The organism is Ensifer sp. 4252, assembly GCF_050434565.1.
In the GTDB taxonomy this organism is placed as follows: Bacteria; Pseudomonadota; Alphaproteobacteria; order Rhizobiales; family Rhizobiaceae; genus Ensifer.
The window spans coordinates 1-13,761 of the sequence record NZ_JBNDIU010000031.1 but is presented as its reverse complement, the minus strand read 5'-3'; the positions used below and the strand labels follow the sequence as shown (position 1 = coordinate 13,761).

The window sequence follows — 13,761 nt, the reverse complement described above, 5'->3', positions numbered from 1 at the left end:
CAATGGAAACTCTCAATGTCAGCAATGTGAGCCTGACCTATCCTGGTCTCTATACGGACGAGGCGGTCATTGCGCTCAAGGGGGTCAACCTCGAGATCAAGAGCGGCGATTTTGTCGTCGCGCTCGGTGCCTCGGGCTGCGGCAAGACCACGCTCCTCAATCTGATGGCGGGCTTCATGGCCCCGAGCGCCGGTGAAATCACGCTGGGAAGCCGTCGCGTCTCAGGTCCCGGCGCCGACCGCGGGGTCGTGTTCCAGAAGCATGCGCTGCTGCCCTGGCTCAATGTCATCGACAACACCGAATTCGGGCTGAAACTGCGTGGGCTCGACAAGGCGAAACGCCACGAGGTGGCTGCCAAGAACCTGGCCCTCGTCGGCCTGCAGGATTTTCACCGGCACATGATCTACCACCTGTCCGGCGGCATGCAGCAGCGCGTCGGCATCGCCCGGGCCTTAAGCTGCGATCCTTCGATGCTGCTGATGGACGAGCCGATGGCAGCGCTCGATGCGCTGACCCGCGAGACCATCCAGGAGCTGCTGCTCAAGGTCTGGCAACTGACCAACAAGATGTTCTTTTTCATCACCCACAGCGTCGAGGAGGCGTTGTTCCTGGGGTCGCGCCTGATCGTGATGTCGCCGCGGCCCGGACGGATCACCCACACCTACGAGCTCGATTTCAACAAACGGTTCCTGGAAGAAGGCAATGCCCGTGCAATCAAATCCAGTCGCGACTTCATCGACATGCGTGAACAGATCCTCAGCATCATCTACGGCGACGAACGCCAGTCCGGAAACCCGGAGCTCCTCCATGCTTGAGCGCGTGACGAAAGCCAAGCCGGTACGGCCGGGCCGGATCTACGGCGCACCCGGCGAAGGCATGAGCGGGCATATCAGCCTCTTGACCGCGCTGACCCTGGTGGCGCTCTGGCTGCTGGTCACCGAGATGCAATGGGTGCGGCCGCTTTTCCTGCCGTCGCCACTTTCGGTCTGGGACAAGTTCGTGATCGCGCTGACGGAGGGCGTCTCCAACTCGACGCTTGCCCAGCATACGCTCGCAAGTCTTGGTCGCGTGCTCGGCGCCTTTGCGCTCGCCCTTGTCACCGCGGTTCCGATCGGCATTCTCATGGGCGTGAACCGGGTGATGCGCGGGCTGTTTGATCCGATCATCGAGTTCTACCGTCCGTTGCCGCCACTTGCCTATCTGCCGCTGATCATCATCTGGCTCGGCATCGGCGAGTTCCCGAAAGTGTTCCTGATCTTCCTCGCGATCTTCGCGCCGATGGCGATCGCCGCCCGTGCCGGTGTCCGGTCCGTCTCGATCGAACAGATCCATGCGGCCTATGCGATGGGCGCAAGCCGCCGCCAGGTCATCAGCCACGTCATTCTCAAAGCGGCGCTGCCCGAAATCTTCACCGGGATGCGCATCGGCATCGGCGTCGGCTGGACGACGTTGGTCGCGGCCGAAATGGTCGCTGCCCATCGCGGCCTCGGCTTCATGGTTTTGAACGCCGCCGAGTTTCTGGCCAGCGATACCGTGATCATGGGCATCATCGTCATCGGCGTCTTCGCCTTCGCCTTCGATCTCCTGATCCGGCACCTCGAAAAGATGCTTATTCCCTGGAAGGGCAAGGTGTGACGATGCACCGTTCAACAGGGTCGCGGCCACCGAGCTGATGGCCGCCCCGTCCTAACCGGACCCATACCGCACATGCAAAGCCGATCCGGCCGGTTCATCCGTCCACGGCGAAGCCATGCCCGCAAACACCGCCTGCAACGCTTAGGAATCACAAGCCATGACCGCCCCCATGACCGCGACCGACCTCTCCAATCTCTTCGACGCCTTCAACCGGCACGACATCGACGGCGTCATGTCCTTCTTCGCCGACGACTGCGTCTTCAACACGGTGGCCGGCAGCGAAGCGCATGGCACACGGGTCGAGGGTGCCGGGCAGATCGCGACCGCCTTCAGCGGCGTGTGGCAGACGATGCCGGACGCCCATTGGGCCCACCACAGCCACTTCGTTCATGGAGACCGGGCCGTTTCCGAATGGACCTTCTCCGGCACGAACGCCGACGGCAGCCGCATCGAGGCCGAAGGCTGCGACCTCTTCACGCTGAGTGACGGCAAGATCGTCCGCAAGCAGGCCTTTCGCAAGAACCGGCCGCTGATTGCGGCCCCCTTCCGCTACTGAGCTCGAGCCAGGCCAGGAAACCGACATGGAACAGCTTGTCAGAACAGCACGGCCGGATAAGCCCTTCGACCCGGCATACGATCCCAATCGCGCCGCCAATCCCGGCGACGGCAAGGACTATGCGCCGACCTACTGGATCGCGACGGCCGGGCCTCCGCCGGCCGACGATGGCCCGATCGTCAGGGATATCGACGTCGATGTTGCAATTGTCGGCTCGGGATACACCGGCCTCTCCTGCGCCATCCATCTCGCCAAGGAGCACGGCATCAAGGCGACAGTGCTCGAGGCCAATGGCGTCGCCTGGGGCTGCAGCACCCGCAACGGCGGCCAGGCCCAGATTTCGGCCGGGCGGCTCAAGCGCTCGCAGTGGATCGAGCGCTGGGGCGTCGATGTCGCCAAGAAACTGCACGTCGAGATCAGCGAAGCTTTCGATCTCTTCCGCGACCTCATCCGCTCGCCGGAGATCGCCTGCGACCCGCAGGACGGCGGACATCTCTACATCGCCCATCGCAACAAGGTGATGCCGTCGCTGGAGGCGGAATCCCGGGTGCTCAACGATGTCTTCGGATATCGCACGCGCATCCTTGGCCGGGACGAAATCCATCGCGACTTCGTACGAGACAACGAGGCGGTGGGCGCACTCTACGAGCCAGACGGCATGGGCATCCATGCGGCCAAACTCGCCTTCGGCTATCTCACTCTGGCACGCAAGCTCGGTGCCCGCGTTCATACCTCCAGCCCGGTTCTGAGCTGCGATCGGAAAGGTGGCGCCTTTCACCTTCGCACCCCCGGCGGCATCGTGCGGGCAAGGGCGGTGTGTTTCGCGACCGCCGGCTATACCTCGCCCGGCCTGCATCGACTGACCAAGCACCGGCTGATGCCGATCCTCTCCAACTCGATCGTCACCCGCGTCCTCACCGACGATGAGCGCGCCGCCCTGAACTTTCAGACGCATATCCCGCTCACCGACACCCGCACGCTGCGCCACTACTACCGGCTGCTGCCCGATGGGCGTGTGCAGATCGGCAGCCGGAGCGCAATCACCGGCAGGGACGCGGTCAACCCCAAGCACCTCGACCGCCTGCTCGAAGGCCTCTACCGCAAGTTCCCGGTGCTTGCCGGCATCAAGGTCGACTACTCCTGGTGGGGCTGGGTCGATGTCAGCCACGACATGATGCCGCGCATCTTTCGCCCGGATCCGAAACAGGCGCTGTTCTACGCCATGGGCTATGGCGGCAACGGCGTCATGTATTCGGCCCAGGCCGGACGGCGCATGGCGCAGATGGTTGCCGGCAAGGGCAGCACCCTCGACCTGCCGATCTTCACCTCCCCTCTTCCCAGCCACGGGCTGCTGACACCGTTCAGGCGCATCGGCCAGTGGGGGATGTACCGCTGGTACTACCTCAAGGACGAGATCCTCTAGCCGCGCGGTCGGCCCCCAAACCCAACATGAAAGGAAACAGACAATGAAAATGACGACCGAAGAGGCTTTCATCAAAGTCCTCCAGATGCACGGCATCGAACACGCCTTCGGCATCATCGGCTCGGCGATGATGCCGGTCTCCGACCTCTTCCCGAAAGCCGGCATCACCTTCTGGGACTGCGCCCATGAAACCAACGCCGCATTGATCGCCGACGGATACACCCGCGTCACCGGCAACATGTCGATGGCGATCGCCCAGAACGGACCCGGTGTCACCGGCTTCGTGACCGCGGTCAAGACCGCTTACTGGAACCATACGCCGATGCTTCTGGTCACGCCGCAGGCGGCGAACAAGACGATCGGCCAGGGCGGTTTCCAGGAAGTCGACCAGATGGCGCTGTTCGAGGAAATGGTCTGCTACCAGGAAGAGGTGCGCGACGCGAGCCGCGTTCCCGAGGTTCTCAACCGGGTGATCGAGAAAGCTTGGCGCGGCTGCGCCCCGGCGCAGATCAACATCCCGCGCGATTACTGGACACAGGTGATCGATGTCGAACTGCCGAGCATCGTTCGGCTGGAGCGCCCCTCCGGCGGCAAGCAGGCGATTTCCGAGGCAGCAAGATTGCTGTCCGAGGCGAAGTTCCCGGTGATCCTCAACGGCGCCGGTGTGGTCATCGGCGGCGCGATCGCCGAATCGATCGCCCTTGCAGAGCGGCTCGACGCCCCGGTCTGCTGTGGCTACCAGCACAACGATGCCTTCCCCGGCGGCCATCGCCTGGCGGCTGGTCCGCTCGGTTACAACGGCTCCAAAGCAGCGATGGAACTGATCGCCAAGGCCGATGTGGTGCTGGCTCTCGGCACCCGCCTCAACCCGTTCTCGACGCTTCCGGGCTATGGCATCGACTATTGGCCGAAGAATGCCGCGATCATCCAGGTCGACATCAATTCCGATCGCATCGGCCTGACGAAGAAGGTGACGGTCGGCATCTGCGGCGACGCCAAACAGGTGGCAAGTCAGATCCTCGAACAGCTTTCGCCGTCGGCCGGCGATATCGGCCGCGAGGAGCGGAAGGCGCTGATCCACACGACCCGCTCCGCCTGGCTGCAGCAACTGTCGTCGATGGACCACGAGGACGACGATCCAGGCACCGAATGGAATGCAGAAGCGCGCCGCCGGGAGACGGACCGCATGTCGCCGCGCCAGGCATGGCGGGCGATCCAGGCGGCCTTGCCCAAGGACGCCATCATCTCGACCGACATCGGCAACAACTGCGCCATCGGCAACGCCTATCCGAGCTTCGAGCAGGGCCGGAAATACCTGGCACCCGGCATGTTTGGCCCCTGCGGCTACGGCTTCCCGTCGATCGTCGGCGCCAAGATCGGCTGCCCCGACGTGCCGGTGGTCGGCTTTGCCGGCGATGGCGCCTTCGGCATTTCGATGAACGAGATGACTTCCATCGGCCGTGCGGGCTGGCCGCCGATCACCATGGTGATCTTCCGCAACTTCCAGTGGGGAGCCGAGAAGCGCAACACGACGCTCTGGTACGACAACAATTTCGTCGGCACCGAACTCAACCCCAACCTCAGCTACGCCAAGGTGGCCGACGGCTGCGGCCTGAAGGGCGTGACGGTCGACACCCAGGCGGACCTGACGGCCGCCCTGCAGCAGGCGCTTGAGGACCAGGCAAAGGGCGTGACCACCTTCGTCGAAGTCATCCTCAACCAGGAGCTCGGCGAACCCTTCCGCCGCGACGCGATGAAGAAACCGGTGCAGGTCGCCGGCATCGAGCGCTCGGACATGCGGCCGCAGCGGCACATCTGACGTGCAGCCCATACCCGGCGACACCTGTCGCCGGGTATGGGCTTCCGACTTGGCGTTCTCAGACGGGAAATTTCAAATGAATGCGGTATCCGAAACGACGCGGCGGTTTCAATGGCTGCCCTCGGCCCTGTCGACCTATGGTCCTGGCCTGCTGGTGACGGCGGCCGTCGCCATGGCGGCGCAGTTCCTGTCGGATCATTATGGCGCCCCCGCCATGCTGATGGCGCTGCTGCTCGGCATCGCGTTCCATTTTCTCTCCGAGGAAGGCCGGTGCGTCGCCGGCATCGAGCTATCGGCAAAGAGGATCCTCAGGATCGGCGTTGCTCTGCTCGGCATGCGCATCAGCGTCGACCTTTTGATCGGGCTCGGCAGCGGCACCATTCTCTTGCTGGTCGCTGCGATCGCCGCGACGATCCTGTTCGGGCTGGCAGCTGCCAAGGTCCTTGGCAGGGGCTGGCGGCTCGCCCTTCTGACCAGCGGCGCGGTTGCGATCTGCGGGGCCTCCGCCGCCATGGCGATCGCCGCCGTTCTCCCAAAAAACGAATTCTCCGAGCGCAACCTGATCTTCACCGTGCTGTCGGTGACGGTTCTCAGCACCCTGGCGATGATCGGCTATCCCATTCTCGCCCAGTCGCTTGGGCTTGATGCCCGCGCCACCGGCATCTTCTTCGGCGGCACGATCCATGACGTCGCGCAGGTTGTCGGCGCCGGTTTCTCGGTGTCGCCCGAGGCTGGCGAAACGGCGACGCTGGTCAAGCTCATCCGCGTGACGATGCTGGCGCCCGTCGTCCTCATCTTCTCGATCGCGCTCAGGAACGTTCCGCAGGAAGGGGTGGAGGCCGGCAAGCGCCCGCCCTTGCTGCCCGGTTTTGTCGTCGCGTTCCTGATCCTTGCCGCCATGAACTCCGGCGGGATGGTACCGGCTGCCGTCGCCGAACTCGGCATGGAGGCATCACGCTGGGCACTGCTGGCTGGCATCGTCGCCGTCGGCATGAAGACGTCGCTACGACGCGTGCTCGATGTCGGCGGCGACGCGGTTGCGCTCATTGTCGCCGAAACGATCTTCCTCGGCATCTTCATCCTCGGCGGCATGCATTATCTGGGGCATCTCTAATGAAACCACTCGATAAGATCATCGAAACCGCAAGAGAAGCGCCGCGCCACGTCGTGCTTGCCGAGGGCGAAGATGCGCGGGTGATCGCTGCAGCCGTGCGTGCGCGCGCCGAGGGCCTGGCCGAAATCACGCTCGTCGGCCGGCGCGAGATCATCGCCGAGGGCCTGCGCGACCATGGCGGCAATGTGCATGCCTTCCGGATCGAAGACCCGGCGACGTCACCGCTGACGCAGCGGTTCGCGGCCCGATATCATCAACTGCGCCAGAGCAAGGGCGTCGACCGAGAGGCAGCCGAGAAGGCGGTGCGCGAAGACCTCGTCTTTGCCGCCATGATGGTGCGCGAAGACGAGGCGGACGGCACCATTGGTGGAGCGGTGGCGACCACGGCCGATACGGTGCGCACTGCCCTGCAGATCATCGGCCGCGCGCCGAATGCCGGCCTCGTCTCCAGTTTCTTCCTGATGATGCTGTGCCAGCCGCACCACGCCAAGAAGGGTGCCTTCGTCTTTTCCGATTGCGGTCTCGTCGTCGACCCGGATGCCGCCGGTCTCGCCGATATCGCCCGCATGTCGGCGCAATCCTATCAGTCGCTGCTGGGTGATCGGGCGAAGGTGGCGATGCTCTCCTTCTCGACCAATGGCAGTGCCGCCCACGATCGCGTCTCCAAGGTAGTCGAGGCAACGCACATTGCCCGCGCCGCCAATCCCGATCTGCTGATCGACGGGGAACTGCAGTTCGACAGCGCCTTCGTCGAGGCCGTCTCGTCCTCCAAGGCGCCCAATTCAGCGCTGCACGGTCAGGCAAACGTCTTCGTGTTTCCCAATCTCGATGCCGCCAATATCGGCTACAAGATCGCCCAGCGCATCGGCGGCGCGACCGCCATCGGCCCGGTGCTTCAGGGTCTCGCCAAACCCGCCAACGATCTTTCGCGTGGCTGCACGGCCGATGACGTCTTCCACATGATTGCCGTCACCGTGGTGCAGGCAGCGCCGCAATAGCGGCGGCGCCTGTCCCGCAGCGATGTCCGCTTCAGCGGCGATCCGCCCGATTCAGGACGCGCTCATTACCGCTCCCAAACCGAAAACAACTTCAAATCACCCGCATGCAATGATGCCGAAGATCTCGGCCTATAGTTCGAGGATCGCGTTTGAGGAGACGCAAAGATCCAATAGCACACGCATCTGGGAGGAGGCGCATGGATGTTTCGCATCGAAACGATCATATCGAACAGACGGTCGAGCGGCCGGAAGACAAGCGCCTGGGCGCTGGCGCAAACCTCGTTTACGGCCTCCAACATGTGCTCACCATGTATGGCGGCATCGTCGCCGTCCCGCTGATCATCGGTCAGGCGGCCGGCCTGTCGCCGGCAGATATCGGCCTTTTGATCACCGCGTCGCTGTTTGCCGGTGGCCTCGCGACAATCCTGGAGACCATCGGCATCCCGTTCTTTGGCTGTCAGCTACCGCTGGTGCAGGGCGTTTCATTCGCCGGTGTCGCGACCATGGTCGCCATCGTTACCAGCCGCGAAGGCGGAGGGTTGCCGGCGGTCATGGGCGCCGTGATGGTGGCGTCGCTGGTCGGCCTGGCGATCACCCCGATCTTCTCACGCATCACACGGTTCTTCCCACCGCTTGTCACCGGCATCGTCATCACCACGATCGGCCTGACCCTGATGCCGGTCGCGGCGCGCTGGGCCATGGGCGGCAATCCGAACGCGCCCGATTTCGGTAGCGTCAGCAACATCGGCCTGGCGGCGGTAACCTTGCTGACCGTCCTGCTCCTCAGCAAGGTTGGCAGCTCCGGCATCTCCCGCCTATCGATCCTGCTTGCCATGGTCATCGGCACACTGATCGCCTTAGTCTTCGGGATGACCGATTTTTCCAAGGTCGCCGAAAGTCCGATGCTGGCCGTCCCCTCGCCCTTTCATTTCGGGGCACCGGTGTTCACGGCTGCGGCGATCGTCTCGATGTTCATCGTTCTCCTGGTCATCCTGGTCGAGACGTCGGCAGACATCCTGGCCGTCGGCGAGATCATCGGCACCAAGGTCGACTCCAAGCGGCTCGGCGACGGCCTGCGCGCCGACATGATATCGAGCCTGTTTGCCCCGATCTTCGGCTCGTTCACCCAAAGCGCCTTTGCCCAGAACGTCGGCCTTGTGGCAGTGACCGGTATCAAGAGCCGCTATGCGGTTGCCACCGGCGGCCTCATTCTGGTGACGCTCGGCATTCTTCCAGTGATGGGGCGTGTGATTGCCGCCGTTCCGCCGGCCGTGCTCGGCGGTGCTGGCATCGTGCTGTTCGGCACGGTGGCGGCGAGCGGCATCCGCTCGCTTTCCAAGGTCGACTATCACAACAACATGAATCTGGTCATCGTCGCCACCTCGATCGGCTTCGGCATGATCCCGATCGCGGCGCCGCATTTCTACGATCACTTCCCCGCCTGGTTCGAAACCATCTTCCACTCCGGCATCAGCTCGTCCGCAATCATGGCGATCGCGCTGAACCTGCTGTTCAATCATTTCAAGGCCGGCAATTCCGACCAGCAGTCCGTATTCGTGGCCGGCACGGAACGCATCATCCGGTATCAGGATATATCCGCATTGCGCGATGGCGATCAATATCGCGACGGAAAGCTCTTTGACCGCGACGGCAATGAAGTCCCGGTCACGGTGCCGCAGCACTAACGCATGTCGCCCAAAATGTTCCGCGGTTTTGCTATCACGACATGCGAAAGAACAAGGGCTTAAAGCGCAGCAGGCGAATCTCAAAGGTCGCAACGCGCCTTGAGCCATTGCGCAAATTATGCAGTAGGCGTGGGCGAAGGATTTCGGCTACGGATGCGGCTGCGTTGCGGAATGCGCCGTGGGGGCATCCCCACGGACCATGCGGGAGACGGCGATGGAAGGACTGTTTGTCATACTGGTCTGCCAACTGATCGGCGAGATCGTTGTCAGGACGCTCGACCTGAGCATGCCGGCTCCCGCGCTCGGCATCGTGCTTCTGCTCGCCTATCTCTGGTTTGCCGACAGGAGAGCCGGGTCGGAAGATGGCGCCGCCCACACCCGCGTCAGCGGCGTGGCCGACACTCTGCTCAAGAACCTCGGCGTGCTGTTCGTGCCCCTTGGCGTCGGGGTGATGCAGAACTATCGGCTGATATACGACTATGCCGGCACGATCGTCATCGCCGTCATGGTGTCGACCATTGTGACATTGATGGTGACCGTGGGAGCGTTCCTGCTCGCAAGCCGACTGTTCGGCGCGGAAGGGGCTGGCGATGGACACTAGCGGTCGCGTCTTCGAGCTCTGGGTCTATCTCTCGACCAGCCCCCTGCTGTGGCTGACCGTGACGATTGGAGCCTATATCGCCGCTCAGCGGCTTGCGGCGCTCAGCGGTTTCGACCCCATCGTCAATCCCGTGCTGATCTCCGTCGTCCTCGTGGTCTCGATCCTGACGGTGACCGGGACATCCTATTCGACCTATTTCGACGGGGCCCAGTTCGTGCATTTTGCCCTCGGACCTGCGACGGTGGCACTTGCTGTTCCTCTTTACCGGAACCGGACACTGATCAGGCAGATCCTCGTGCCCGTCGTCGTCGCGCTTGTCGCAGGCAGCCTGACGGCGATCGTTTGCGCGACCGGTGTCGCCATCCTGCTCGGCGCACCTGACAGTGTTGCCATATCGCTGGCGCCGAAGTCGGCAACGGCAGGCATCGCCGTCGGCATCTCGCAGCAACTCGGCGGCGACCCGACCCTGACCGCGCTTCTCGTCATCTTCACCGGCGTGCTCGGAGCAATCATCGTCACGCCGCTGATGAATCTTCTGCGCATTCGGAATTATGCGGCACGCGGGTTCGCGGCCGGCCTGACATCGCACGGCATCGGCACGGCGCGCGCCTTCCAGGTCAACGAAATTGCCGGGACGTTTTCGGGCCTTGCCATGGCGCTCAACGGCATATTGACCTCAGCCATCGCCGCTGTCGTCCTCGGCCTGCTGGTCTAAGCGCCAGCCTTCCGAGGACAATCCGCTACCAGAAGGCGCCGTAGAAGGTGACACAGCCGACGACACCGAGCACGATTGCCAGCGACGATCGGACCGTGAAATCGAGCAGCCTGAACTGATATCCGAAGCTTCCGACAGATGGCTTCATGGTTTTCTCCCGTGGTTGTTTCTGAACGACTGCGTCCCGGGGTGCCCGGGTTGGTGGAGAGGACGTCTAGACGACGCCTATAGGCTTGCGGCCTCAGGCCCACTTTGCGAATTCGCCGCCGTGGTGACGGTAGAAAGTCTCGGCTGCGGCGAGCAGCGCTTCTTCGTCCAGCGGACGGCGAAACTCGTGCATGAGAAATCGGGCGAGATGCTGGATCTGCTCGCCCTCTCGCGGAATGTCGTACTCGATACAGACAGTCTCAAAGACGCGCCAAAGCATGGCCACTTCCGCCTTGCTCAAGGCGGCAAGCATCTCGTCGGGAATTCCGCGCATAAGAACCTCGCTCCGCATTCGCGCCGTTCTGCCGGTGAGCAGGGACCGAATTGCCTATGGAGGGATCGATAAACGGGCGCGTCGGCGGACCTGCGGTCGCCGCCGCAGCGAAAAGCCGGATGAGCCTGAGAATGACAATTGATCGGTAGCCGGTGATTGGGGCTTTACTGAGGTGATCAACAGGATCGTCGGAGTGCGACGATAGATCCACCTGACAAGTGCGAAGAACGGTCACGGCGCCCTGGTCGAACCCCGTCAAAAGCGCACAAGCTCGTCGCCGATGCCGGACAAGGTTCGCCCGAAAGGCAGCGCGCTCTATTGCATTGTAACTGCTCCGTGCATTAGCATCCCAGGAATAAGACAGGAAGCCGGCTGGGGACTGCTTGCACTGCGCTTTGACAGGGGGATGAATGAGCAGGAAAACTGGCGGCGTGAGGTGCAATGCGCCTATCGAGCGAATTCGGAGGGGCGCAGTAGTCGCCATGCTTGTCTTTGTGCTAGCCGCGTGCGGCGGGCATCCGAAGGGCGTGCTGACGCCGGTTGCAGATACCGCGCCGGACTCAAGCCGGGTCAACATGCTGATCACGACGACGCGCAGCCGGTCGGCAAATCCCGGAGAAATGTACAGCGGAGAACGCGCCCTGGCGCCCACCTTCGTCGACATGACCGTTTCCATTCCGCCGGACACCGTGCGCAAGGCTGGCGAGGTCGCTTGGCCAAAGCGGCTGCCGCCCAATCCAGCAACGGATTTTGCGACGCTGAAGGCAGACGGGCTCGACATGGCCGGTGCCAAATCATGGTTGAGCGCAAGTGTGCGGAAAAGTCCCGACAAAAGCGTTTTTGTATTCATTCACGGCTTCAACAACCGCTTCGAAGACTCCGTCTATCGTTTCGCCCAGATCGTTCATGATTCTGGCGTCCGCAGCGCGCCCATTCTCATCACCTGGCCGTCACGTGGGAGCCTGCTTGCATACGGTTATGATCGCGAGAGCGCGAACTACACGCGCAATGCGTTGGAGAACTTGTTCCAGTACCTTTACCGCGATCCGGAAGTGAAGGAGGTGTCGATCCTGGCCCACTCCATGGGTAACTGGCTGGCACTGGAGGCGCTGCGCCAGATGGCGATCCGCAATGGCGAGCTGCCCGCAAAGTTCAAGAACGTCATGCTGGCGGCACCCGATGTCGACGTCGATGTCTTCCGCCAGCAGATCGAGGACATGGGCGAGAAACATCCGAACTTCACACTGTTCGTCTCCCGTGACGACCGTGCGCTCGCCGTCTCGCGCCGGGTCTGGGGCGACGTGTCCCGGCTCGGGGCCATAGACCCGGAGCAGGAGCCCTACAAGAAGGAGCTCGAAGACAACAAGATCATGGTGATCGACCTGACGAAGATAAAGGCGGGCGATCGCCTCAATCACGGCAAGTTCGCGGAATCGCCCGAGATCGTTCGGCTCATCGGTTCGCGCATCTCCGATGGCCAGACTCTGACAGACAGCCGCGTCGGCCTCGGCGACCAGATCCTGGTGGCAACGACCGGAACGGCCGCGGCCGTCGGCAACGCGGCGGGCCTGGTTCTTGCAGCACCCGTCGCCGTCGTCGATCAGAACACCCGCGACAACTATGCCGACCATCTCGGCGGTTCGGCTGCGAGAAACAGCGGCCGCGCGGCAACCGCCGTCAGATGTGACCGAACGCGCCCGACGGTACCGGGGTGCACCCCGTAGATATACGCCCTTGAACCAATACGCCGCAGTCAGAAACAATTCTGCTGCGGCGTACCTCGCATCGGTCAAGGTAGCCCGCAAAACGGCGAAAAGCGCCTATTGCCTGCGACTCGGTCATCCGTTGCTCCGAAGTGCCTGGCTTTCGGCGTTCCTGGCCACCCCCGCCCTTGCCCCACCGGCAAGCTTGTCGGCTACACCTTTACCCAGGCACCGTTTCGTTTTGACGACTGCACGCAGGCGTCGACGAAGGCCATGCCCTTCATACCGTCGTCGATGGTCGGATAGCTGACGGCGGGGTCGATGGCCTCGCCCTTGCGTTTGGCAAAGATCGCCCGTGCCGCCTCGGTGTAGATATTGGCAAAGCCCTCGAGATAACCTTCGGGATGGCCCGAGGGAATGCGGCTGACGCGGGCGGCGGCCGGACCCGAGCCGGCGCCCGCCCGGGTGATCAGCCGCTTCGGCTCGCCGAACGGCGTATACCAGAGATAGTTCGGATCCTTCTGCGTCCATTCCAGTCCGCCCTTGGTGCCGTAGACCCGCACCATCAGGCCGTTCTCATGGCCGGGCGCCACCTGGCTGCACCACAACAGCCCCTTGGCGCGCTGACCGTCCTTGGTCTTGAAGCGCATCATCACATGGGCATTGTCGTCGAGCTTGCGGCCGGCTACGAAACTGTCGAGATCGGCAGCGAGCTCTTCCAGTTCCAGCCCGGAGACAAAGGCGCCGAGATTATAGGCATGGGTGCCGATATCGCCGGTCGAGCCGCCGGCGCCGGAGCGGGCCGGATCGGTGCGCCAGGCCGCCTGCTTCTGGCCCGACTGCTCGATATTCTCCGTCAGCCAGTCCTGCGGATATTCCATCTGCACCAGACGCACCGCGCCGATGTCGCCGTTTTGAACCATCTCGCGCGCCTGACGCACCATCGGATAGCCGGTGTAATTGTGGGTGAGCACGAACAGCGCATCGCTGTCGTCGGCCGCCTTCTTCAGCTTTTTGGCGTCTGATAGCGT

14 protein-coding genes are annotated in these 13,761 nt (G+C 63.1%); 11 read left to right on the top strand and 3 right to left on the bottom strand.

The features are described 5' to 3' along the window. Positions 1-2: 2 nt before the first annotated feature. The 10 genes from ABIE33_RS32250 (at position 3) to ABIE33_RS32205 (ending at position 10,546) form a co-directional block, all read left to right on the top strand. The gene (locus ABIE33_RS32250; RefSeq protein ID WP_429132639.1) at positions 3-815 is read left to right on the top strand and encodes a taurine ABC transporter ATP-binding protein; all 813 of its coding nucleotides are present in this window, start codon (positions 3-5) and stop codon (positions 813-815) included. Beyond that, positions 808-1,635 (top strand): ABC transporter permease subunit, encoded by an 828-nt coding sequence (locus ABIE33_RS32245; RefSeq protein ID WP_429132637.1) that lies wholly within the window; start codon positions 808-810, stop codon positions 1,633-1,635. The genes ABIE33_RS32250 and ABIE33_RS32245 overlap by 8 nt, the downstream gene beginning before the upstream one ends. Before the next feature lie 169 nt (positions 1,636-1,804). Then, a complete protein-coding gene (locus tag ABIE33_RS32240; RefSeq protein ID WP_429132709.1) occupies positions 1,805-2,191 on the top strand; it encodes a nuclear transport factor 2 family protein in 387 nt (128 codons plus the stop codon). A 25-nt stretch (positions 2,192-2,216) separates the two neighbouring features. Beyond that, entirely contained in the window at positions 2,217-3,614 is a 1,398-nt protein-coding gene (locus tag ABIE33_RS32235) for an NAD(P)/FAD-dependent oxidoreductase (RefSeq protein ID WP_429132635.1), read from the top strand. Positions 3,615-3,657: 43 nt separating this feature from the next. Beyond that, positions 3,658-5,433, top strand: coding sequence for a sulfoacetaldehyde acetyltransferase (gene xsc / locus ABIE33_RS32230; protein WP_429132634.1), 1,776 nt, complete (start codon positions 3,658-3,660; stop codon positions 5,431-5,433). A gap of 76 nt (positions 5,434-5,509) precedes the next feature. Continuing rightward, complete coding sequence (locus ABIE33_RS32225; RefSeq protein WP_429132632.1) at positions 5,510-6,547, top strand: YeiH family protein; 1,038 nt, start codon at positions 5,510-5,512, stop codon at positions 6,545-6,547. Further along, a complete protein-coding gene (pta, locus tag ABIE33_RS32220) occupies positions 6,547-7,545 on the top strand; it encodes a phosphate acetyltransferase (RefSeq protein ID WP_429132630.1) in 999 nt (332 codons plus the stop codon). The genes ABIE33_RS32225 and pta overlap by 1 nt, the downstream gene beginning before the upstream one ends. A 197-nt stretch (positions 7,546-7,742) precedes the next feature. Further along, a complete protein-coding gene (locus ABIE33_RS32215) occupies positions 7,743-9,230 on the top strand; it encodes a nucleobase:cation symporter-2 family protein (protein WP_429132628.1) in 1,488 nt (495 codons plus the stop codon). Between the two features lie 214 nt (positions 9,231-9,444). Further along, on the top strand, positions 9,445-9,831 hold the full coding sequence (locus ABIE33_RS32210; RefSeq protein WP_429132626.1) for a CidA/LrgA family protein: 387 nt from the start codon (positions 9,445-9,447) through the stop codon (positions 9,829-9,831). Further along, positions 9,821-10,546 carry an LrgB family protein gene (locus ABIE33_RS32205; protein WP_429132624.1) on the top strand — a complete coding sequence of 242 codons (726 nt, stop codon included), beginning with the start codon at positions 9,821-9,823 and terminating at the stop codon, positions 10,544-10,546. The genes ABIE33_RS32210 and ABIE33_RS32205 overlap by 11 nt, the downstream gene beginning before the upstream one ends. A 25-nt stretch (positions 10,547-10,571) precedes the next feature. Here ABIE33_RS32205 and ABIE33_RS32200 read toward each other — a convergent pair whose 3' ends face one another. Both ABIE33_RS32200 and ABIE33_RS32195 read right to left on the bottom strand, forming a co-directional pair. Then, complete coding sequence (locus ABIE33_RS32200) at positions 10,572-10,694, bottom strand: hypothetical protein (RefSeq protein ID WP_280938650.1); 123 nt, start codon at positions 10,692-10,694, stop codon at positions 10,572-10,574. Positions 10,695-10,787: 93 nt separating this feature from the next. Further along, complete coding sequence (locus tag ABIE33_RS32195; protein ID WP_429132622.1) at positions 10,788-11,027, bottom strand: hypothetical protein; 240 nt, start codon at positions 11,025-11,027, stop codon at positions 10,788-10,790. A 482-nt stretch (positions 11,028-11,509) separates the two neighbouring features. On the opposite strand from ABIE33_RS32195, the gene ABIE33_RS32190 reads away from it, so the two are divergent. Beyond that, entirely contained in the window at positions 11,510-12,751 is a 1,242-nt protein-coding gene (locus ABIE33_RS32190; RefSeq protein WP_429132620.1) for an alpha/beta hydrolase, read from the top strand. A gap of 191 nt (positions 12,752-12,942) precedes the next feature. On the opposite strand, the gene ABIE33_RS32185 is transcribed toward ABIE33_RS32190, so the two are convergent. Then, positions 12,943-13,761, bottom strand: an 819-nt coding sequence (locus tag ABIE33_RS32185) for a Gfo/Idh/MocA family protein (protein WP_429132618.1), incomplete at its 5' end; no start/stop codon positions are given.

Excerpts from the sequence above, each read along its gene's own strand:
- ABIE33_RS32245 (WP_429132637.1), top strand. The coding sequence starts at position 808 with ATGCTTGAGCGCGTGACGAAAGCCAAGCCGGTACGGCCGGGCCGGATC.
- ABIE33_RS32215 (WP_429132628.1), top strand. The coding sequence starts at position 7,743 with ATGGATGTTTCGCATCGAAACGATCATATCGAACAGACGGTCGAGCGG.
- ABIE33_RS32235 (WP_429132635.1), top strand. The coding sequence starts at position 2,217 with ATGGAACAGCTTGTCAGAACAGCACGGCCGGATAAGCCCTTCGACCCG.
- ABIE33_RS32190 (WP_429132620.1), top strand. The coding sequence starts at position 11,510 with ATGCTTGTCTTTGTGCTAGCCGCGTGCGGCGGGCATCCGAAGGGCGTG.
- ABIE33_RS32205 (WP_429132624.1), top strand. The coding sequence starts at position 9,821 with ATGGACACTAGCGGTCGCGTCTTCGAGCTCTGGGTCTATCTCTCGACC.
- xsc (WP_429132634.1), top strand. The coding sequence starts at position 3,658 with ATGAAAATGACGACCGAAGAGGCTTTCATCAAAGTCCTCCAGATGCAC.
- pta (WP_429132630.1), top strand. The coding sequence starts at position 6,547 with ATGAAACCACTCGATAAGATCATCGAAACCGCAAGAGAAGCGCCGCGC.
- ABIE33_RS32195 (WP_429132622.1), bottom strand. The coding sequence starts at position 11,027 with ATGCGCGGAATTCCCGACGAGATGCTTGCCGCCTTGAGCAAGGCGGAA.
- ABIE33_RS32200 (WP_280938650.1), bottom strand. The coding sequence starts at position 10,694 with ATGAAGCCATCTGTCGGAAGCTTCGGATATCAGTTCAGGCTGCTCGAT.
- ABIE33_RS32225 (WP_429132632.1), top strand. The coding sequence starts at position 5,510 with ATGAATGCGGTATCCGAAACGACGCGGCGGTTTCAATGGCTGCCCTCG.
- ABIE33_RS32250 (WP_429132639.1), top strand. The coding sequence starts at position 3 with ATGGAAACTCTCAATGTCAGCAATGTGAGCCTGACCTATCCTGGTCTC.
- ABIE33_RS32240 (WP_429132709.1), top strand. The coding sequence starts at position 1,805 with ATGACCGCGACCGACCTCTCCAATCTCTTCGACGCCTTCAACCGGCAC.
- ABIE33_RS32210 (WP_429132626.1), top strand. The coding sequence starts at position 9,445 with ATGGAAGGACTGTTTGTCATACTGGTCTGCCAACTGATCGGCGAGATC.